The sequence below is a fragment of the Halomarina ordinaria genome (assembly GCF_030553305.1).
Taxonomy (GTDB): domain Archaea; phylum Halobacteriota; class Halobacteria; order Halobacteriales; family Haloarculaceae; genus Halomarina; species Halomarina ordinaria.
In genome coordinates this window covers 1,865,113-1,884,606 of sequence record NZ_JARRAH010000001.1, presented here as the reverse complement: position 1 = coordinate 1,884,606, position 19,494 = coordinate 1,865,113, and the positions used below count along the sequence as shown (strand labels likewise).

Below are 19,494 nucleotides of genomic sequence, written 5' to 3'. Positions count from 1 at the left end.
CGGCACCCCCGCGCTTATTCTCCGTCGTCACCTGGTGTGTGTATGGCTGACCTCGCACTCTCGCCCGAACAGCTCGACCGGTACTCCCGGCACATCATCATGGACGAGGTCGGACCCGACGGGCAGGCGGCGCTGCTCGACGCGCGGGTGCTCTGCATCGGCGCGGGTGGCCTCGGCTCGCCGGTCATCCAGTACCTCGCCGCCGCCGGCGTCGGGACGCTCGGCATCGCCGACGACGACGTGGTCGAACGGTCCAACCTCCAGCGGCAGGTCATCCACGCCGACGCCGACGTGGGCCGCCCGAAGGTCGACTCCGCCGCCGACTTCGTCGCCCGACAGAACCCCGATATCACCGTCGAGCCCCACGAGACGCGCGTCACCGAGGAGAACGTCGAGTCGCTCATCGCCGACTACGACGTGGTCGTCGACGGCTCGGACAACTTCGCCACGCGCTACCTCGTCAACGACGCCTGTACGCTCGCGGGCGTCCCCTTCTCGCACGGCGCCATCCTCCGCTTCGAGGGGCAGGTGACGACCTTCGAGGCGCGCGAGGACTCCCCCTGCTACCGGTGTATCTTCCCCGAGGCGCCCCCGGCGGGGACGGTCCCGAGCTGTGCCGAGGCGGGCGTCCTCGGCGTCCTCCCGGGAACGGTCGGCTGTATCCAGGCGACCGAGGCGATGAAGCTCGCGCTCGGCTACGGCGAGACGCTCGACGGTCGGCTCGTCCTCTACGACGCCGGCGACATGACGTTCGAGACCGTCGAGATACGCAAGAACCCCGACTGCCCGGTCTGCGGGGAGGACCCCCGCATCGAGTCGGTCCACGACGTGGCGTACGAGGAGACCTGCTCGATTCCCGCCGAGTAGTCACGTCTCGCGCTCGAACGCCTCGCCGTCCCACAGCCAGCAGCCGACGAACGACTCGTCGGGAACGACGATGACGTAGCGCATCCCCGGCCACGTCGCCTGCGCCGCGTCGGTCGCGCTCGGCCCGGTCGGCCCGCGCGGGTGGGAGTGGTAGAACCCGACGACCGCCCGTCCCTCGTCTTCGATGCGTTCCATCGCCGCCAGCTGAGCCGCCGGGTCGAGTTCGTAGCGCGTCTCCGGCGTCCGGGCGACGTTCTCGACGGGGACGTGCGTCGTCGCCCGTATCGACTCCTCCTCGACCACGCCGCCGAGGACGCCACAGACCTCCTCGGGAGCCCCCTCGCTCGCGTGGTCGAGGAGGGCGGCTCGCGTCGCTCGTGCGAGTTCGAACATCGCGCTCGCTCAGGCGGTGACGCGCGCCAGCGGTCGCGCGACGTCGCCCGGCGGCGCCTCGAACAGGTCCGGGTGAATCAGCGCGGCGAGGTACTCCAGGGTGTCGACGAGGCGCGGCCCCGGCCGGTTGAGGTAGTGATGGCCGTCGAGGGCGTAGGCGCGCCCCTCGCGGACGGCCGTCAGGTCGTCCCACCCGGGACGGTCGGTGAGGCCGCCCAGGTTCGCCGCGGTCTGGTCGAGGTCGAAGCCGCAGGGAGCGGCGACGAGGACGTCCGGGTCGGCCTCGCGAATCGCCGCCCACTCGCGCGGGACGGAGGCGTCCCCCGCGAACAGCGGGTCGCCACCGGCGTACTCGACCAGTTCCGGCACCCAGTGGCCCGCCGTCATCACGGGGTCGAGCCAGTCGAGGACAGCCACCTCGGGGCGCTCCTCGACGCCGGCGGTCACGTCGCGGACGGCGTCGACGCCCGCGCGGAGTTCCGACACCAGCTGGTCGGCGTGGCCCTCGCGCCCGGTCGCGCGTCCGACACGTCGGATGTCGTCGAACACGTCCGCGAGGCTGTGGGGGTCGGTCGTCAGGATGCGACAGTCGAGGTCGAGTTCCTCGACGGCCTCCTCGACGACCACCTCGTCGACGGCGCAGACGTCGCACAGCCCCTGCGTGACGATGAGGTCGGGGTCGGCCGCCGCGAGGACGTCGAGGTCGATGTCGTAGACCCCCTCGCCCTCGCGTTCGGCGTCGAGCACCTGTGCGTCGATGTCGGCGCTCGACGCCGTCGGGTCGATTCGCGTCGCGTTCACGGCCGGCTTCTCGCTCGCCTCGGGCGGGTAGTCGCACTCGTGGGACACCGCCACGGGTTCGAGGCCGAGCGCGTAGACGATCTCCGTCGCCGAGGGGAGCAGCGAGACGATGCGCATGGTCGTCGAGAGGGGCGCGAGCGACTAAACCCCGCCGGCGGTGCGGGGGCGCGGCGCACCCGCCGGCGCACCCCTCAAGGGCGCGCACCTGCTACCCGGAGGCGATGCTCCGCCGTCTCACCACGGTCGTCGTCGAGGCGTACGTGCTGGTCCGGGTCGCCCTCGACCGGCGAACGCCGAACCGCGTCGCCGCGCTCGTCGCGCTCGCCGCCGCGTACCTCGTCGTCCCGGTCGACCTCCTGCCCGACGCCATCCCCCTCCTCGGGTGGGGCGACGACCTGCTGTTCGGCGTCCTCGTCCAGCGGGGCGTCGGCCACGTCGTCCCCGACGCCGTCGTCGAGGAGCACCGCGAGGCGGCCCGCGACCGGGTGTGGCTGGCGGCGGGGCTGGTGGCGAGCGCGCTCGCGCTGTCGCTCGTCGGGGCCGTCCTCGTCGTCCGGTGGCTCGGCTGGCTCTGAGCGACGACCCGACAGCCACACAACGCCCGGCCACCAACGCCCGCCGATGAGCGACTCCGCGGTCTACCGCGTCCTCCGGAGCACCCGCGCGGACGACGAGTTCCTCCTGCTCGACACCGAGACGGCGGACCCCGTCTACGTCGAGCGCGCGGGGTACGACGACCCGCTCGCCGACCGCGTCGCCGCGCTCGAACCGGGCAACACCGTCCGCGCGACGTTCGACTGGGACGGCGAGCGCCCCCGGTTCGTCGCCCTCGACCGTCTCACCGAAACGCACTTCTCGTTCGCTCGTGACGTCTCGCCGACCTTCCAGGCGGCGCTCGACTGCTGGGCCGAGGCCGACCGCGCCGGCGAGGCGATGAACGCCCACCTCACCCGGAACACCGACGGCGACGTCAACGGCGTGCTCTACGTCTTCGCCGAACAGGCCGGCGAGCGCGACCTCTTCGCCGAGTTCGAGGACGGCCTCCGCCCGCTCGACCCCCTCGTCGCCCGCATCGAGGGCGCCGACCCGCCGTACGACGTGTTCGTCCTCGACCCGGCCGCCGACCCCTTCGTCGTCGTCTACATCGCCCTCCGGCGCGACGGCCTGCTCGCGGAAACGGTACGGGATACGTACTCTCTCGATTCCTGAAAGCTTATGCCACGTTCACCGTAGCCTCCGTCCATGTCGACCCGTCGGTCGTTCCTCCGCTCCGGGGTCGTCGCGGCGGCCACCGGCGCGCTCGCCGGCTGTCTCGCCGCCGGGAGCCCCGACCCGACCACCCTCTCGCTCGGCGAGCGAGCGACCCTCGACGAGGCGACCCCCCGCGTCGACCGGGTCCACCCCTACGCCGCGTACGTCCTCGACGAGTCCACCGCCCCCGCGATTCGGAGCGCCCCCCACACCCAGTTCCTCCTCGCGTGGGTCGACGTGCGCGGCGAGCGCGAGGCACCGCCACCCGAGCAGTACGGCCTCGTGCTCGACGGCCGCGCGCCCGTCCCCGCAGAGGCGGTCAGACCCCCACCCGAGGTCGTCTACGGCGCGGGTCGAGTCGTCGGCGGCGACTGGGCGCTCGTCTTCCCCGTGCCGACGACGCGCGCGGTCGAGTCGGCCGCAGTCGTCCGGTTCGAGGCCGGCGACCCGGTCGCCGAGTGGCCCGTCGACGGGGCGACGCTCGACCTACTGAACGACCCGCCCGCCGTCCAGGTCCGGGACGTTCGCGTCCCCGACCGCGTCGAGCGGGGGGAGCCCTTCCCCGTGGCGGTCACCGCCGCCCGCCTCGGTGGGCGCGCGGAACCCCTCGCCGTCGTCGCGACCGCCGACTCGCTCGCCGGCCGCGTCGAACGCGTCGACCTCCCGGCCGGTCGACCCGTCCGCACCACCCTCTCGCTCACCGCACCCGCCGCCGGGACGAGCGCCGTCCTCGTGGAGTGGATGGGCGGTCGCATCGAGCGCCCCCTACACGTCGAGGGCTGACGTCCGAACCGAGAGCCGCACGCTTAATCCGCCGGCCGCCGACGGACGAGTATGCCCGGCATCGACGAGGCGCTGTACGAGCACCTCGAAGAGCACCTCATGAGCCAGAACGTCTACCTGACGGACGCGGGGTGCGTCGACGGGACGCTCGAACTGGTCTACGAGACGGTCCTCCCGACCGGCGGCGTCCCGCCCCGACAGGTGGGCACCGTCGTCGTCTCACTCCGCGAGTTCGAGGGGTGGGACCCCCAGAACGTCGGCGCGACGGTCACGAACCCCGACGGCGTCGTCCACGGGACCTGGGAGGTGCGCGAGGAGTGGCTGCGGGCGCTCGACGCCGGCGACATTTCGGAAGAGGAGTTCTCCCGACGCGCCATCGAGGCCGTGCGCGCGTGGGGGCCGCGCACCGAGACGAACTGACCGACCGAGCCAACAGCTATCACGGCGGCGGGCCGTCTCCGCGTATGCACGACGTCTACGAGAACCGCGTGCGCTTCGCAGAGACCGACCAGCAGGGCGTCGTCTTCTACGGCGAGTACGTCACCTTCCAGGACGAGACGGTCAACGCCTTCCTCCGGGCTATCGGCTACGACTACGACACCATGCGCGCCGCCGACTGGGACGTCCACGTCGCGCACGTCGACCTCGACTACCGCGCGCCGGCGCGCTTCGAGGACGTCGTCGTCAACGCCTGTCGCGTCGAGGCCATCGGGGAGTCGAGCGTTCGTTTCGCCTACCGCGCACGCCGCAAGCGCGACGGCGCGACGCTCGCCGAGGGCCACGTCGTCCACGTCGCCGTCGACGCGGACGGGTCGACGCGCGTCCCCGAGGCGTTCCGCGACGCCGTCGTCGTCTTCCAGGACGACCCGCCCGAACAGTGAGGCGAGCGTTCATATACGAGCGCGCGGCCAGCGCCGGTGTGCCCTGACGCCGGCCACGGACCGTCCGCGGGTGTGCGACACAGCGGTCCGTGGAGCGCCCGCCGTGTCGCCTGTTCGCCCCCCGACCGCTCAACAGACCGGCCGCGGGTCGATGCCCATCCCTTCGAGCGCGTCGGCGTACTCCTCGTAGGCCAGTTCCACGACGGCGACGGCCGCCTCTCGCGCGCGCTCCCAGTCCTCGTCGCGCCCGCACAGGTCGTCGAGGAGCGCCGCCCCGTCCTCGACCTGCTCGTCGGTCTCCGAGCGGAGTTCCCGGAACAGGTTCGCCGCCGCCTCGTCCGACTCGTTGACGAAGAAGTTGATGGTCTGGAGGAAGGTCCTATCGGTCACCAGCGACCGCCCGACCATCCCGGCGGCGGCGCGCTCGACGGTCGAGTCGCAGCCCCGGAGGTGCTCGTGGAGCGCGTCGGCCGTCGCCTCCACCTCGCCGTCGAGGTGGTCCTCGACGCGCGCGGCGTGCTGGCGCTCCCGGTCGGCGACCCGCTCGAACGCCTCGCGAGCGGCCGCCTCGTCCTCCCTTTCGGCCCACGTCTCGAACGTCGTCGCCGCCCGCCGCTCGGCACGTGCGGCGGCGGTCAGCACGTGCTCGCGGTCGAGGTGCGCCGCCGTCGTCGCGACCAGCGCCTTCTCGCTCCCGAGTCGGTCGAGTTCCGTCGCGCACTCCGCTCGGACCGTCGAAACGAACGTGTCGGGGTCCATGTCCCCCCAACGGGTCGCCGACGTATGTAGAGTCGTCTAGACGGACCGACAGCTCTCGCGGCGCTTATCGGTCCGGGTCGCCACCTGCGGGTATGGCCCGCGACCCATCGAGCGCGTCGACCGAGGCGGGCGACGGTATCGACGCCGCGACGCTCCGCGAGCGCCTCGTGGACGGCGAGTCGGTCCACCTCCTCGACGTACGCAACCGCGACGAGAGAGAGGAGTGGCGCATCGACGCACCCGCCAGCACGGCGATTCCGTACATGCGCTTCGTCGCGGCGCAGGCGACCGACGGCGTCGCCGACCTCGCCGCGGCGTTACCCGACGACGAGACGGTCGTCGCGGTCTGCCCGCGCGGCGAGGCCAGCGCCGAAGTCGCGGCCCTCCTCCGCGAGGTCGGCGTCGATAGCGTCAACCTCGACGGCGGGATGGAGGGCTGGGCGCGCCTCTACGAGTCCACGGTCGTCTCGGAGGACCCGACCGTCGTCCAGTACCTCCGGCCCTCCAGCGGTTGCGTCGCCTATCTCGTCGTCGACGACGGCGAGGCGGCCGTCGTCGACCCGCTGCGCGCGTTCGCCGACCGGTACGTCGCGGACGCCGCCGACCACGGCGCCGACCTCGTCTACGCGCTCGACACGCACGTCCACGCCGACCACGTCAGCGGCGTCCGCGACCTGGCCGACCGGGGTGTCGAACCCGTCCTCCCCGCGGGCGAGACCGACCGCGGTCTCGCCGACCCCGAGCGGTTCACGCTGCTCGACCCGGGCGAGGCGTTCGACGTCGGCGGCGTCCCGGTCGATACCGTCGCCGCCCCCGGCCACACCACCGAGACGACCGCCTACCGGGTGGGGGACGTCCTCCTCACGGGCGACGGCCTGTTCACCGAGCGCGTTCCGCGGCCGGACCTCGAAGCCGGTGCCGAGGGCGCCGAGGCGATGGCCGGGGAGCTGTACGCGACGCTCACCGACCGGTTCGCGTCCCTCTCGGACGACCTGGTCGTCGCCCCGGGACACGTCGAACCGGACGCCACCGTCCGGGGGCCGTTCGTCGCCCGCCTCGGCGACCTGCGCGAGCGTCTCCCCGCGTTCGACCGCGACCGCGAGGCGTTCGTCGCGTACGTCCTCGACCGGATGGGGCCGCGTCCGGCGAACCACGAACGCGTCATCGCGGTCAACCTCGGGCGCGACTCGGTCGACGACGAGGAGGCGTTCGAACTCGAACTCGGGCCGAACAACTGCGCCGCCGGGTGAGATGACGGCCACGACCGAGGAGCGGGTGCGGTCGTACCTGCTCGCCGAGCACCGCGACCTCCTCCAGCGGGTGCTCGACTGCGCGGACGCCGTCGCGGCGGGCGTCGACCTCGACGCGGTGGACGCCCTCGATGGCCCGCTCTCGGCCGCCCTCGCCCGCGCCGGCGTCACCCAGCGGTTTCCCGCCGTCGTCGCGGGGTGCGCCGAGGCGGCGGGCGGGGAACTGCGCGCGCCGCCGGTCGCCGCCCCGCCGTACGTGGTCGTCACGAGCGTCGGCCCCGTCCTGCGCGCGACGCTCGACGGGGTGCGCGTCGTGGTGACGGTCGAGGCGTTCCGTCTCGAACATCGTCCACGACGGTACGTCCGGGCCGCGCGGACGCCCGAGGCGGCGCTCACGGTGGAGGTCCGCTCGCGCTAGAACAGCCCTAGCTTGTCGCGGTTGTAGAGGTCGAGTTCGCTCACGTAGGAGGGGTCCTGCCGGGCGGCGAACGCGACGGCTTCGGCGACTTCCTCCGCCTCGACGGCCTCGCCGTGGTCGTAGCGGTCCTCGAACGCGGTCGGTTCGTCGCCCTCGAAGCCGGCGACGGAGAACTCCGTCCGGACGGCTGCCGGGTTGACGACGGTCACCCCGACGCCGTCGTCGCCGACGCGGGCGGCGACGCTCAGCGCGAACCCGCGCGTCCACCACTTGCTCGCGGCGTAGACCGGGTTGAACGGCCGGGGGTACTGCCCGGCGAAACTCCCGACGAACACGAGCGTCCCCGCCGACTCGCGGAGGTGCGGGAGCGCCGCCCGCGTGGCGAAGAACATCCCGTCGACGTTCGTGTCCATCATCGTCCGGTAGTCTTCCGTCGAGAGGTCGGCGACGCCCGCCCCGCGCGCGAGGCCGGCGTTGTTGAGCAGGATATCCAGTCCATCGAAGCGTTCGACGGTGGCCTCGACGAGCGCGTCGACCGCCTCCTCGTCGCGGACGTCCGTCGGGACCGTCGCCGTCTCGCAGTCGTACTCCCCGCCGATGGCGTCGGCGAGTTCCTCCAGGCGTTCCTCGCGGCGGGCGGCGAGCACCACGTCCGCGCCGTCGCGGGCGAGCGCCCGCGCCGACGCCGCGCCGATACCCGAACTCGCACCCGTCACGATGGCCGTCTGCCCGTCGAGCGGTCGTGTCATGCCACGGGTTACCGCGGCCATCCTCCTCGCTCTTTCGGGTTACGCCGTCGACTCGCCGCGCGCGTCGAGGTCGTCGAGCAGTTCCTCGGCGTGGCCTTCGGGCGTGACGTCCTCGTAGACGCCCGTTACCTCGCCGTCGTCGACGAGGTACGTGTTCCGGAAGGTGCCGTCGAAGCGCTTGCCGAACATGTGCTTCTCGCCGTAGGAGTCGTAGCGAGCGGCCACCTCGCCGTCGGGGTCCGACAGGAGCGTGAACGGGAGGTCGTACTTCTCCGCGAACGCCCGGAGGTCGGCCGGCGAGTCGTCGCTGATACCGAGGACGGTGATGTCGCGGTCCTCGTACTCCTCCCACGCGTCGCGGAAGCCGCAGGCCTCACTCGTACAGCCCGGGGTGTCGGCCCGTGGGTAGAAGTAGACGACGACGGGGCCGGCGAAGTCCGTCAGCCGGGTCGGTCGGCCGTCCTGGTCGAGCAGTTCGAAGTCGGGGGCGTCGTCGCCTACCGTGAGCATCGACCGAGGGCTAGACGGGCGCGAGCAAACGGGTTGCGGTCTCGCCCCGGGAGTTATCATCCCACGTGACGATTCGACCCTATGCGACTCGAAGACGCGACCGTGTTCGTGACGGGCGCCGGCGCCGGTATCGGCGAGGCGACCGCGCGACGCTGCGCCGAGGAGGGGGCCACCGTCATCGTCACCGACGTGAACGAGGAGACGGCGAGCGAGACCGCCGACGCCATCGAGGACGCGGGTGGGCGGGCGGTCTCGCACACCCTCGACGTGACCGACGGCGAGCGCTTCCACGACCTCGTGACGGCGACCGCCGAGGAGTACGGCCTCGACGGCATCGTCAACAACGCGGGGACCGGTCACCCGCCCGCCTACACCGAGGACCTCGACGCGGGCGTCCTCGAGTTCGTCCTCGACGTGAACGTCCGTGGCGTCTGGCACGGCTGTCGCGCCGCCCTCCCCGTGATGAAGGAGCAGGGTCACGGCGCCATCGTGAACGTCGCCTCGCTGGCGGCCATCCTCGGCCTCCCCAGGCAGGCCGTCTACTCGCTGACGAAGGGGGCCGTCCTCAACTTCACGCGCGCCGTCGCCGCCGAGGCGGGGCCGACGGGCGTCCGCGCGAACGCGGTCTGTCCGGGGTTCATCGACACCGACCTCGGCCGGCAGTACTTCGAGTCCCGCGACGACCCCGAGACGGCCCGCGCGCGCATGGAGGCGCAGTACCCGCTGAAGCGCCTCGGCGAGGCCGACGAGATAGCCGACGTCGCCCTGTTCCTGCTGAGCGAGGAGTCCTCCTACGTGACGGGCCACGGCCTCGTCGTCGACGGCGGCTACTCCGTCTCCTGAGGGCGGTCAGGCCGCTACGGCCGCGTCGAAGTCCTTCCCGAAGGCGAGGAAGAGGACGACGCCGAGCAGCCCGACCGCCGAGGCGGCGCCGAACGCGAGCCGCGGCGAGAACCCGTAGATGAGGCCGCCGAGCGCGGAACTCGGGATGACGACGAAGTTGCGAACGAGGTAGTACGCGCCGGTGACACGTCCGCCCTCGTTGCGCTCGGCGGGGCCGACGATGAGCGCCTTGTGGGCCGGCAGGCCGGCGAAGCGCAGCCCCGAGACGGCGAACAGGAGCGTCACGACCAGCGGGTCGGCGGGCGCGGAGATGAGCAGGACGGGGAAGACGGCGTAGACGGCGAACCCGAGGGCGACGACGGGTTTCAGCCCCACGCGTCGCGTGAGCGCGGCGACGGGGACCATCGTCAGGAGCGCGACGGCCATCTCGACGGCCAGCAGGACGCCGAACAGCGCGTCCGGGCTCAGGTAGCCCACCACCGGGAGCGTCACGTCCACCTCGAGGAACTGCGTGACGACGATGACGAAGAAGGTGTAGACCATCCCGTTGGCGAAGCGCACGAGCGTGTCACCGAGCAACAGCGGCGGCAGTTCCGGCGGGAGCCCCCGGAGGTCGTCGACGAGTTGACCTATCCCCTCGAAGGACTTCCCCAGCGCGTCGCCCGAGGGGTCGTAGAGGCGGTGCTGGGCGACCGTTCCCACGAGCGCGACGACGGCCGCCACGCCGACGACGTAGCGGAAGCCGAGGCCGAAGCCGTAGGTGGCGATGAGCGCCGAGGCGAGCAGCGGGCCGACGAGGAACGCCGTCCGACGGACCGTCTCCGTGCTCGCGAACCCCGTCGCCAGCCGCTCGTCGGCGACGCTCTGTTTGACGATGGCGAACGTCGCGCCGAGGCCGAACGACTGCCAGCACTGGACGAGCAGGAGGCCGAGGAACACCGCCCCCACGCCGAACCCGAGCGACCCCGCCGCGAACCAGACGACGAACCCGAGCGTCGACAGCAGGCCGAACAGCGTCAGCGCCGTCCGCGAGCCGATGCGGTCGGAGACGGCGCCGCCGGGGTAGGGGTACGCGAAGCCGATGACGTTCCCCACCGTCCCGTAGAGACCGATGACGAACGCGCTCGCGCCCAGCAGGTCGAGGTACCGTCCCATGTACCGGCCGGTCATCTGGAAGCCGAGGCTGAAGGCGAACATCGACAGCGACAGCACGAGGACGTCCCGCTCGAAGGAGAACAGTTGGCGGACGATTCCTCTCACGCTCGTGCTGTCCGTCGACACGCGCTCGCCTTCGAACGTGGCTCACATCAATCTCACTATGAGTCCTCCCGAGCGCTCCCGAGCAGTGCACCGGGTGTCCGAACGCTCGGCCTACTCCCGTCTACGCCCCGCGTGGCCGGGGTAGTCGCGCTCGAAGCGCTCGGCGATCTCCTCGCGGCCGAACGCGACGACCGTGGGCCGCCCGTGGGGGCAGGCGTAGGGGTTCTCGCAGTCGTCGAGGGCGGTCAGGAGGTCGACGACCGACCCCTCCGTCAGCGACGTGTTGCCGGTGATGGAGGGGTAGCAGGCGAGGTCCGCGAGCAGGGCGTCGGCCGCCGCCTCGACCGTCGTCGCGCCGTCGCCCGCGACGAACGCCGTCAGGAGGTCGCGCACGAGGTCCTCGCGCCCGGTGAGGAGCGCGGGCACCGTCCGCACCGCCGCGACGCGTTCCTCGACGAGGCCGGCGTGGAAGCCGAGCGAGGCGAGGGCGTCCTCGAACTCGTCGAACAGCGCCGCCTCCCGCGCGGTGAGTTCGAGGCGGACTGGCTCGGCGAGCGCCTGCGTCGTCACGTCGTCGGCGAACGCCTCGCGCAGGCGCTCGTAGTTCACCCGCTCGTCGGCCGCGTGCTGGTCGACCAGCAGCAGGCCGTCCTCGGCCTCGCAGACGAGGTACGTGTCGTCGTACTGCCCGAGGACGGTGAGCGACGGCAGGCGTTCGTACTCGGGGTCCGGCGCGTCGTCGCTCAGGCGGCTCTGTTCGGTGCCGGGGCGGAACCGACGCCGGTCGTGGGGGTCTCGGATGTGAGTGTGGTCGTCGGACTCGTCGCGCTCACCCTCTTCCTCGTCGCGCTCGCGTTCACCTCTCGACCGACTCTCCCCGCCGTACATCGGGTCCGACGCGGGCGCGTCCGCGACGTCGGTCGACGGAGTCGACGCCGCGGAGGGAGCGGTGGAGGCGGACGAGGGCGCACCGCCCTCCTCGCCGGTGCGCTCGCCGTCCCGGCGGCGCGCGCCGTCGCTCGCGTCGTCCGTCCGACTCGCGCGTGCCCCTCCTCCGGTTCGACTCGAACCCGAACCGGCGTCGCCCCCGGTCGCCCCCTCGCCGTCCGAACCGTCCTCGGCTCGCTCCGGACTGATCTCGGTCTGCTCGGGCGCCGACCGACCGCGGGGCGCGCCCGAGCGAATCAGCCCCTTATCGAGCAGCGCGCGCTCGACGGCGTGGCCGACCTGCTCGCGGACGCCCTCCTCGTCGACGAACCTGACCTCCTGTTTGCGCGGATGCACGTTGACGTCGACCGTGGCGGGGTCGACGTCGAGGAAGACGACGGCGAAGGGGTAGCGGTCGGGCGCGAGCTGCGTCCCGTAGGCGTCGACGACCGCCTCCCGGACCGCGCTCGCGGCGACGTACCGCCCGTTGACGAACGTCGAGCAGTACGACCGGCTCGCGCGCGTCGTCTCGGGGTGGCTCACCAGTCCCGAGACGCCGTCGAGGGGGCCGTCGGGGAGGTCCAGGTCCGCGCCGTCCACCTCGACCATCGCGCTCGCCACCTCGCGGCCGTAGACGGCCATCACCGCGCTCCGGAGGTCGCCCCGGCCGGCCGTCGAGAAGCGCTCGCGGCCGTCGGCCTCGAACGTCACGGCGACGTCCGGGTCGGCGAGCGCGTAGCCCGTGACGACGCGCTGGACGTGGTCGGCCTCCGTCGAGGGGCGCTTGAGGTACTTCCGGCGGGCGGGGACGTTGTAGAACAGCTCCTCGACCTCGACGGTGGTTCCCTCGGGACAGCCGGCGGGGCCGACCGACTCGACCTCGCCGCCCTCGACGACGAGTTCCGTTCCCCGGTCGCCCCCGCGGGGTTTCGTCGTCACCGTCAGCCGCGAGACGGCGCCGATGGCGTGGAGCGCCTCCCCGCGGAAGCCGAGCGTCCGAACGCCCGCTTCGAGGTCCTCGACGTCCGCTATCTTGCTCGTCGTGTGCTCCTCGACGGCCCGGCGGACCGCCGCCTCGTCCATCCCGACGCCGTCGTCGCGGACGCGGATGCCGTCGATGCCGCCGTTCTCGACGCTCACGGCGACGCGCGAGGCGTCGGCGTCGACGCTGTTCTCGACGAGTTCCTTCACCGCGCTCGCGGGGCGCTCGACCACCTCGCCGGCGGCGATGCGCTCGACCGTCTTCGGGTCGAGCCGGCGTATCTCGCGGCTCACGACTCGCCCCCGTCCAGCGCGTACTCGAGCCCGGTCGCCAGCCGCTCGCTCAGCACTGCCGACGCCTCCGCCGGGGTCGCCCACCGGTGCTCGACGTGCTCCTCGCTCAGCTCGACGCGCGCTCCGTCCGTCGTACAGCGGTAGACGACGACGAAGCGGTTCGTCCCCGAACTCCGCCAGGCGGCGGTGTGGACCGGTCGGTCCACCTCGACCGCGAGGCCCGTCTCCTCGCGCACCTCGCGCCGGAGGCCGTCGAGCGGGCGTTCCCCGACGCCGAGGCGCCCGCCCGGGAACTCCCAGCCGTCGTCCGGGTCGCGCAGGAGCAACACGTCGCGCCCGGGGCCGAACAGCGCCGCCTTCTGGTGGACCGTCGCCCGCAGCGGTCGCTCAGTCATCGGCCAACCGCCCCCGGAGGTCCTCCACGAACTGGAGCGCTTCGAGCGGCGTCATCCCGCTCGTGTCGACGTCCCGGAGTCTCGACACCACCTCCTCGGTCGCCGGGTCGAGCGCGGCCGGCGCGGTGTCGTCGGGGTCGATACCCGCCGTCCCGCCGTCGGCCTCCGCGCCGTCCCTGAACGACCCCGACCCGAGGTCGAAGACGGCCTGTACGGTCTCCCCCTCGCGCTCGCTCCCCTTCGCCTCGATGGCCCGCTCCTCGCGGAGCGCGGCCAGCACCTCGTCGGCGCGCTCGACGACCGGCCCGGGCACGCCCGCGAGGTCGGCGACGTAGACGCCGTAGGAGCGGTCGGTCGCCCCCTCCTCGACCGTCCGGAGGAACGTGACGTCGCCCTCGCGTCGGTTCGTCTCCCCCTCGGTGGTCCCCCGCTCGTCGACCGCGACGTGGACGTTCGCCACGCGCGGCAGGTGGTCGGCGAGCGTCGTCAGTTCGTGGTAGTGGGTGGCGAAGAGCGTCCGCGCGCCGACGACGTTGTGGAGGTACTCGGTGGCCGCCCACGCGATGCTGATGCCGTCGTAGGTGGCCGTCCCGCGCCCCACCTCGTCGAGGATGACGAGCGACTCCTCGGTCGCGGAGTGGAGGATGTTCGACAGTTCGGCCATCTCCACCATGAACGTCGAGCGCCCCTGCGCGAGTTCGTCGAGCGCGCCGACGCGCGTGTAGATGCCGTCGACGACGCCCACGCGCGCTCGCCGGGCCGGGACGAAACTCCCCACCTGCGCGAGCAGGGTGATGAGCGCCGCCTGGCGCATGTACGTCGACTTCCCGCTCATGTTCGGGCCGGTGACGATGAGGAAGCGTCGGTCGTCGGAGAGCGAGAGGTCGTTGGGGACGAACTCCGTGTCCGTCTCGACCACGGGGTGTCGGCCCGCCTCCACGTCGAGGACCCCCGGTTCGGCGAGGTCCGGGCGCGTCCAGTCGTGCTTGACGGCGTGGACCGCGAGGCTCGCGAGGGTGTCGAGTTCCGCGAGCGCCCGCCCCACGTCCTGCAGGAGTTCGGCGCGCTCGGCGACCGACTCGCGGAGGTCGCAGAACAGGTCGTACTCCAGGTCGCCCCGGCGCTCTTCGAGGCGCAACAGCTCTCGCTCGCGCTCGTTCAGTTCGTCGGTGACGTAGCGCTGGGCGTTCTTCAGCGTCTTGATGCCCTCGTACTCCTCGGGGACGGCGTCGGCCGCCGACTTCGGCACCTGCACGTAGTAGCCGTCGGTCTTGTTGCGGTCGACCGAGAGCCGCGAGATACCGGTCCGCTCGCGCTCGCGCTCGGCGAGCGTCTCGAACCACTCCAGGTTCGCCTCGTAGCGCTCGACGAGCGCGTCGAGGTCGTCGTCGAACCCCCGGCGCAGGAGGCCGCCCTGCGTGACCGTCGTCGGCGGGTCGTCGACCAGCGCCTCGTCGAGCGCCCCGGCGAGTGAGACGGCCGCCTCGCGGTCCGGGCCGTCGAGGAGCGCCGCGACCGGCGAGTCGGCGAGGCGCTCCGCGTCCGACACCGCGTCCACCAGTCGCGGCAGGAGCGCGAGCGTCTCGCGCACCCGGAGCAGGTCGCCCGCGTCGGCGCTTCCCGAGACGCTCCGGCTGGCGAGGCGTTCGAGGTCGTACGCCTCGCCGAGTCGCTCACGGAGCTCCTCGCGTTCGAGCGCGGCGGCCGCGAGCGCCGCCACCGCCGACTGGCGCCGGGTCAGTTCGCCGCGCTCGCGCAGGGGTCGGCCGAGCCACTCCTTCAGCAGGCGTCGCCCCGCGCTCGTGGCGGTGTGGTCGACCGTCTCGAACAGCGAGCGCCCCGCGCCCGTCATCGTCTCGGTGAGTTCGAGGTTGCGCTGGGTCGTCGCGTCGAGGTCGACCCGGTCGTCCGCGGCGTACGGCTGGAGGCGTGTCACCGACGCCAGCGCGCCGACGCCCGTCTCCTCGACGTACGAGAGCGCCGCCCCCGCCGCCCGCAACGCCGCGCCGTCGAGGTCGCCCGCCAGCGACTCGGGCGCGCCCCCGAACTGCTCGCGGACGGCGTGGCGCGCCCGCCCCGGCGCGAACGCCTCCGTCGCGTGGAGCGTGAACGTCGTCTCGACGCGCTCTCCCACCCGCGCGAGCAGGTCGTCGTCGCCCCGGACGTCGGGACCGGGGAGCACCTCGGTCGGCGCGAAGCGGTACAGCTCCGTACAGACGGCGCCAGCGTCCGCGACGCTCGTGACGTGGAAGCGCCCGGTGGTGACGTCGACGAACGCGAGGCCGTACTCGCCCTCGCCCTCGACGACGCTCGCCAGGTAGCGTGCCTCCTGGCTCGTCGTCTCCAGCAGGGTACCCGGCGTCGCCACGCGCACTATCTCCCGGCTGATGTCGCCGTCCCCGCGCTCGAACTGCTCGGCGACGGCGACGCGATACCCCCGCTCGACCAGCGCGCGCAGGTACGGCGTCAGTTCCGAGAGGGGGATGCCGGCCATCTCGTACGACGACCCGCCGCTCGACCGCTCTGAGACTTTCAGGTCGAGTTCCCGCCCCACGGTCCTCGCGTCCTCGTGGAAGAACTCGTAGAAATCGCCCATCTGCATCGCCAGCAGGTCGGCCTCGGACTCGCGCTTCAGTGCGAGGTACTGCCCGACGATTCCCTCCGCAGTCATGAGACGTGAGTGGTGGGTGACGGAGGAAAACCCTGTGGGTTCCCGGGGACGGGTGTGTCCGCCTCCCGTGGGGGTCTTCCTATCGGAGCGCGTCGGCCAGCGCGAGCAACCGGTCTTCGAGCGTCGCCGCCTCGCCCGAAAGGAGGAGGGCCGTCGCCTCCCGGCCGACGCCGGCGTCGAAGGCGACGACGTCCGGGACCCCCCCGTCGAACGCCGCCGCGATACCCTCCTCGTAGGCCGTCTCGCCGTCGACGACCGCCACCTCCAGGCCCGCGTCCGCGAGCGCGTCTCGCACCGCCTCGTCGTTCCGACAGACCGCGGCGAAGCGAAGCGACGGGTCCTGTTCGCGCGCCGCGAGCAACACGCGCGCCACGTTGTTCGAGGCGCCGAAGCGTACCCCACGCGGCGCCGCGACCCCCGCCAGCGTCTTCGTGAGACGCCCCTCGACGGCGGCCGCCTCGGCGCGCGACTCGGCGTAGCGCGACGCGCCGACGACGTTCATCCCCACCTCCGGGACGAGCGCGCGCACCGCGTCGCCGTGCTCCCGGAGCGTCGCGAGCAGGCCCTCGACGGCCTCCGCGGTCGGCTGCCGGTCGGCCCGCTCGCGCAGCGCCGCGAGGTGGTGGACGGCGCCCGGCCCCTCCCCGACGGCGTGGTGGTACCGGACGGCGCGCGCCACGAACCCCGTCGCGCGCTCGACCGCACGCTCGACGTCGTCGCCGCGCGCGAGACGGGCCGCGACGGCGCTCGCCAGCGTACACCCCGAGCCGTGGGTCGCGTCGGTGTCCACCCGCCGGTGGCGGAAGGTCTCGACTCCCTCGCCCGTGACGAGGGTGTCGACCACCTCGTCGCCGGACCCGATGTGGCCGCCCTTCACGAGCGCCGCGCGCGCGCCGAAGTCGAGCAGCGCCTCGCCCGCCGCGCGCGCGTCGGCCTCGCTCTCGGGGCGCTCGCCGACGAGCACTTCCACCTCGTCTGCGTTCGGCGTCACCACCGTCGCCTCGGCGACGAGCGCCTCGTAGGCCTCCTCGGCCGCCTCGGCCAGCAGGCGGTCGCCGGAGGTGGCGACCATCACCGGGTCGACCACGAGCGGGCAGTCGAAGTCGGCCGCGCGCGCGGCCACCGCCTCGACCACCTCGCTCGTGGCGAGCATCCCCGTCTTCGCCGCCCCGACGTCGAAGTCGTCGAGGACGGCGTCCAGTTGCGCCTCGACGTGCTCCGTGGGCACGACGTGCGACCCCGTCACGCCCCGCGTGTTCTGCGCCGTCGTCGCCGTGACGACGCTCGTCCCGAACGTCCCGAGCGCCTCCATCGTCTTCAGGTCCGCCTGGATGCCCGCACCGCCGCCCGAGTCGCTCCCCGCGATGGTGAGCGCCACCGGGAGGGTGACGGGTGCCGCCGCCCGCATCTCACTCCTCCAGTTTCGGCAGGTTCTCCTCGACGGCCGCCCAGTACGGGTCGGCACCGGGGTGGTCGGTCGGTTCGCCGTCGACGACCAGCCCCGACCCCTCGACCACCCTGCCGGCGTCGGCGGCGGGGATGCCCTCCTCCTCCAGTGCCGAGAGCACGCTCTCGACGTGTTCGGGCGCGACGGTGAGCAGGAGCGTCCCCTCGCTGATGGACGCCCACGGGTCGATGTCGAAGAACTCGCAGGTCGTCTCGACGCCCGGCAGGACCGGGATGGGGTCGCGTTCGAGTTCGATGCCGACGCCCGCCGCGCGGCCGAGTTCGTAGCATCCCCCGTAGACCCCGCACTCGGTGGCGTCGTGCATCGCGCTGACGGGCGCGGCGGCACTCGCCACGAGCGCGTCGCGAACCGGCGACATGTCGTAGAAACGCTCCTGTGCCGTCTCGATGTCGTCGTTGGGGACCTCCCCGCGGAGGAGCTCCTCGAACTGGACGGCGAGCAGGCCCGTCGCCTCCACCGCCGGTCCCTTCGTGACGACGAGGCGGTCGCCCACGCGCGCGCCGTCGGGCCTGACGAGGTCCTCGGGGTCGCCCACGGCGATGCTCGTCGCGCCCCCGACCATCGGGTAGTTACAGCCGGCGTAGCGCGCGGTGTGCCCCGTGACGATGCTCACGCCGAGGTCGCGCGCCTCGGCGTCCATCGTCTCCCAGACGGTGGCGAACTCCTCGTCGGTGATGTCCGGCGGGAGGTTGAAGTCGATGCTCAGGTGCGTCGGGGCGATACCCGACACCGCCACGTCGCTCAGCAGGATGTGGAACGCGAACCACGCGGCGCGCTCGAACCCGAGCGACGGCATGACGAACACCGGGTCGGTCGCCAGCGCGACGGCCTTGCCCCCCACCTCGATGGCGCCGAAGTCGACGCCGTGCTGGGGGGCGAGCGTCACGTCGTCGCGCTCCGCACCCAGGTACGGGTAGATGTACTCGTCGAAGAACTCCCGGTCGACTTTGCCGAGGTCGGTCATACCGGGTGGTACTACGAGGTGATGCTTAGCGGTGGTGGTCGCGCTCGTGCTACTCCCGGTAGCCGAGCGCGCGGAGGCGTTCGTTGACGTCCTCGTCGTCGGCCTCGCGCGAGCGCGACCGGACGCCGTCGTCCCTCGTCCGCCGACGCTCGCCGTCGAGGACCGCCCATGGCACGCGCACGAGGTCCGGGTGGCGCACCCCGCGCGGGTGGCCGTAGACGCGCACCCCGAGGGGCCAGACCCGCTCGCCGAGCAGGTTGCCGTGGTCGCTCGTCAGCACCGCTCGGCCGTCCAGGTCGTCGGTCAGCGCGCGGGCCGCCGCGAGGACGTAGCGCAGGTTGTCGGCGTACGCCGCCCAGACGCGTTCCGTGGGGAGCTCGCCGTCTTCGAGCGCCTCCCAGACGTCGTGGGGGCCCTCCTCTCGCTCCGCGCCGTTGAGCATCCGGTCGGGCGACCAGCTCCGGTAGCGCATCTCCGGGTAGCCGACGAACGGGTAGTGCGGCTGCATGAAGTGGACGACGAGGCGCTTGTCGGGATACGTCTCGTGGGCCTCACGGGCGGCGTCGGCGACGGCGTCGGCGGGGACGGTCCCCGCCTCCTCGTCGAAGGCGTCGGCCCACACCTCCACCACGTCGTGGAAGGCGTCGCCCGCCAGTTTCGAGACGAACGGGTTCGCGGAGACGTAGACCGTGTCGCCGAACGCCCCGTCCGCGAAGTTCTTCTCCGTCCACTCGGCGGTCATGCTCCCGAGGCTCTCCACCCGGCGGTAGTCGTCGAACTCGCGGAGGTCGGCCACCGCCTCGAACAGGTCGGCCCGGCAGCCGTCGAGGACGACGAGCGTGTCCCAGTCCTCGTCCATCACGTGCGTCGCGGCCCCGTCGCCGGGGTAGCGCTCGTGTACCGGGACGACCACCCGCTGGGTGAGTCGGCCCTTCCACCACCGCCTGTCGTCGTAGTGTGCGCCGACCTCGGAGAGGGCGTAGCGTATCGACTCCTTCAGCGCCATTCTCACGTCAACTCGCGCTGGAA

21 protein-coding genes are annotated in these 19,494 nt (G+C 72.6%); 9 read left to right on the top strand and 12 right to left on the bottom strand.

The annotated features are described in order from the left end of the window. Nucleotides 1-42: 42 nt before the first annotated feature. On the top strand, nucleotides 43-867 hold the full coding sequence (ubaA, locus tag P1Y20_RS10210) for an SAMP-activating enzyme E1 (RefSeq protein ID WP_304448560.1): 825 nt from the start codon (nucleotides 43-45) through the stop codon (nucleotides 865-867). On the opposite strand, the gene P1Y20_RS10205 is transcribed toward ubaA, so the two are convergent. Together P1Y20_RS10205 and P1Y20_RS10200 are read right to left on the bottom strand one after the other, a co-directional pair. Continuing rightward, nucleotides 868-1,260, bottom strand: coding sequence for a desampylase (locus tag P1Y20_RS10205; RefSeq protein WP_304448559.1), 393 nt, complete (start codon nucleotides 1,258-1,260; stop codon nucleotides 868-870). Nucleotides 1,261-1,269: 9 nt separating this feature from the next. Next, nucleotides 1,270-2,178 carry a BtuF-related (seleno)protein gene (locus P1Y20_RS10200; protein WP_304448558.1) on the bottom strand — a complete coding sequence of 303 codons (909 nt, stop codon included), beginning with the start codon at nucleotides 2,176-2,178 and terminating at the stop codon, nucleotides 1,270-1,272. Nucleotides 2,179-2,282: 104 nt separating this feature from the next. On the opposite strand from P1Y20_RS10200, the gene P1Y20_RS10195 reads away from it, so the two are divergent. Genes P1Y20_RS10195 through P1Y20_RS10175 form a run of 5 tightly spaced genes read left to right on the top strand, consistent with a single transcriptional unit; the run spans nucleotide 2,283 to nucleotide 4,976 of the window. Then, nucleotides 2,283-2,636 carry a YkvA family protein gene (locus tag P1Y20_RS10195; RefSeq protein WP_304448557.1) on the top strand — a complete coding sequence of 118 codons (354 nt, stop codon included), beginning with the start codon at nucleotides 2,283-2,285 and terminating at the stop codon, nucleotides 2,634-2,636. 46 nt (nucleotides 2,637-2,682) lie between these two features. Then, nucleotides 2,683-3,270: a DUF6663 family protein gene (locus P1Y20_RS10190; RefSeq protein ID WP_304448556.1), complete on the top strand. Its 588-nt coding sequence runs from the start codon at nucleotides 2,683-2,685 to the stop codon at nucleotides 3,268-3,270. A gap of 33 nt (nucleotides 3,271-3,303) precedes the next feature. After that, nucleotides 3,304-4,095, top strand: coding sequence for a hypothetical protein (locus tag P1Y20_RS10185; protein ID WP_304448555.1), 792 nt, complete (start codon nucleotides 3,304-3,306; stop codon nucleotides 4,093-4,095). A gap of 51 nt (nucleotides 4,096-4,146) precedes the next feature. Continuing rightward, nucleotides 4,147-4,515: a DUF8159 domain-containing protein gene (locus P1Y20_RS10180; RefSeq protein WP_304448554.1), complete on the top strand. Its 369-nt coding sequence runs from the start codon at nucleotides 4,147-4,149 to the stop codon at nucleotides 4,513-4,515. 44 nt (nucleotides 4,516-4,559) lie between these two features. Continuing rightward, entirely contained in the window at nucleotides 4,560-4,976 is a 417-nt protein-coding gene (locus P1Y20_RS10175) for an acyl-CoA thioesterase (RefSeq protein ID WP_304448553.1), read from the top strand. Between the two features lie 129 nt (nucleotides 4,977-5,105). Here P1Y20_RS10175 and P1Y20_RS10170 read toward each other — a convergent pair whose 3' ends face one another. Then, nucleotides 5,106-5,735, bottom strand: a complete 630-nt coding sequence (locus tag P1Y20_RS10170; protein WP_304448552.1) for a rubrerythrin family protein — start codon at nucleotides 5,733-5,735, stop codon at nucleotides 5,106-5,108. A gap of 92 nt (nucleotides 5,736-5,827) precedes the next feature. Between P1Y20_RS10170 and P1Y20_RS10165 the strand changes: the two genes are divergently transcribed. Both P1Y20_RS10165 and P1Y20_RS10160 read left to right on the top strand, forming a co-directional pair. After that, the gene (locus P1Y20_RS10165) at nucleotides 5,828-6,985 is read left to right on the top strand and encodes an MBL fold metallo-hydrolase (RefSeq protein ID WP_304448551.1); all 1,158 of its coding nucleotides are present in this window, start codon (nucleotides 5,828-5,830) and stop codon (nucleotides 6,983-6,985) included. Between the two features lies 1 nt (nucleotide 6,986). Further along, a complete protein-coding gene (locus P1Y20_RS10160) occupies nucleotides 6,987-7,403 on the top strand; it encodes a DUF7988 family protein (RefSeq protein ID WP_304448550.1) in 417 nt (138 codons plus the stop codon). On the opposite strand, the gene P1Y20_RS10155 is transcribed toward P1Y20_RS10160, so the two are convergent. Together P1Y20_RS10155 and bcp are read right to left on the bottom strand one after the other, a co-directional pair. Beyond that, the gene (locus tag P1Y20_RS10155; protein ID WP_304448549.1) at nucleotides 7,400-8,152 is read right to left on the bottom strand and encodes an SDR family oxidoreductase; all 753 of its coding nucleotides are present in this window, start codon (nucleotides 8,150-8,152) and stop codon (nucleotides 7,400-7,402) included. The two genes, P1Y20_RS10160 and P1Y20_RS10155, sit on opposite strands and share 4 nt — an antisense overlap. 39 nt (nucleotides 8,153-8,191) lie before the next feature. After that, nucleotides 8,192-8,662, bottom strand: a complete 471-nt coding sequence (gene bcp, locus P1Y20_RS10150; protein ID WP_304448548.1) for a thioredoxin-dependent thiol peroxidase — start codon at nucleotides 8,660-8,662, stop codon at nucleotides 8,192-8,194. Between the two features lie 81 nt (nucleotides 8,663-8,743). Here bcp and P1Y20_RS10145 point away from each other — a divergent pair, with 81 nt between their 5' ends. Further along, nucleotides 8,744-9,505, top strand: a complete 762-nt coding sequence (locus P1Y20_RS10145; RefSeq protein WP_304448547.1) for an SDR family NAD(P)-dependent oxidoreductase — start codon at nucleotides 8,744-8,746, stop codon at nucleotides 9,503-9,505. A 6-nt stretch (nucleotides 9,506-9,511) separates the two neighbouring features. Here P1Y20_RS10145 and P1Y20_RS10140 read toward each other — a convergent pair whose 3' ends face one another. From P1Y20_RS10140 to P1Y20_RS10110, 7 genes are all read right to left on the bottom strand, one after another. Continuing rightward, nucleotides 9,512-10,786, bottom strand: a complete 1,275-nt coding sequence (locus tag P1Y20_RS10140; protein ID WP_304448546.1) for an MFS transporter — start codon at nucleotides 10,784-10,786, stop codon at nucleotides 9,512-9,514. Between the two features lie 90 nt (nucleotides 10,787-10,876). Further along, on the bottom strand, nucleotides 10,877-12,967 hold the full coding sequence (gene mutL, locus P1Y20_RS10135) for a DNA mismatch repair endonuclease MutL (RefSeq protein ID WP_304448545.1): 2,091 nt from the start codon (nucleotides 12,965-12,967) through the stop codon (nucleotides 10,877-10,879). Continuing rightward, complete coding sequence (locus P1Y20_RS10130; RefSeq protein ID WP_304448544.1) at nucleotides 12,964-13,362, bottom strand: NUDIX domain-containing protein; 399 nt, start codon at nucleotides 13,360-13,362, stop codon at nucleotides 12,964-12,966. The genes mutL and P1Y20_RS10130 overlap by 4 nt, the downstream gene beginning before the upstream one ends. Next, on the bottom strand, nucleotides 13,355-16,033 hold the full coding sequence (mutS, locus tag P1Y20_RS10125; RefSeq protein ID WP_304448543.1) for a DNA mismatch repair protein MutS: 2,679 nt from the start codon (nucleotides 16,031-16,033) through the stop codon (nucleotides 13,355-13,357). Before mutS ends, P1Y20_RS10130 begins: the two co-directional genes overlap by 8 nt. 79 nt (nucleotides 16,034-16,112) lie before the next feature. After that, complete coding sequence (gene thiD / locus P1Y20_RS10120) at nucleotides 16,113-17,441, bottom strand: bifunctional hydroxymethylpyrimidine kinase/phosphomethylpyrimidine kinase (protein ID WP_304448542.1); 1,329 nt, start codon at nucleotides 17,439-17,441, stop codon at nucleotides 16,113-16,115. A 1-nt stretch (nucleotide 17,442) separates the two neighbouring features. Next, nucleotides 17,443-18,465 (bottom strand): AIR synthase family protein, encoded by a 1,023-nt coding sequence (locus tag P1Y20_RS10115; protein WP_304448541.1) that lies wholly within the window; start codon nucleotides 18,463-18,465, stop codon nucleotides 17,443-17,445. A 49-nt stretch (nucleotides 18,466-18,514) separates the two neighbouring features. Next, nucleotides 18,515-19,471 carry an alkaline phosphatase family protein gene (locus tag P1Y20_RS10110; RefSeq protein WP_304448540.1) on the bottom strand — a complete coding sequence of 319 codons (957 nt, stop codon included), beginning with the start codon at nucleotides 19,469-19,471 and terminating at the stop codon, nucleotides 18,515-18,517. Nucleotides 19,472-19,494 lie beyond the last annotated feature (23 nt).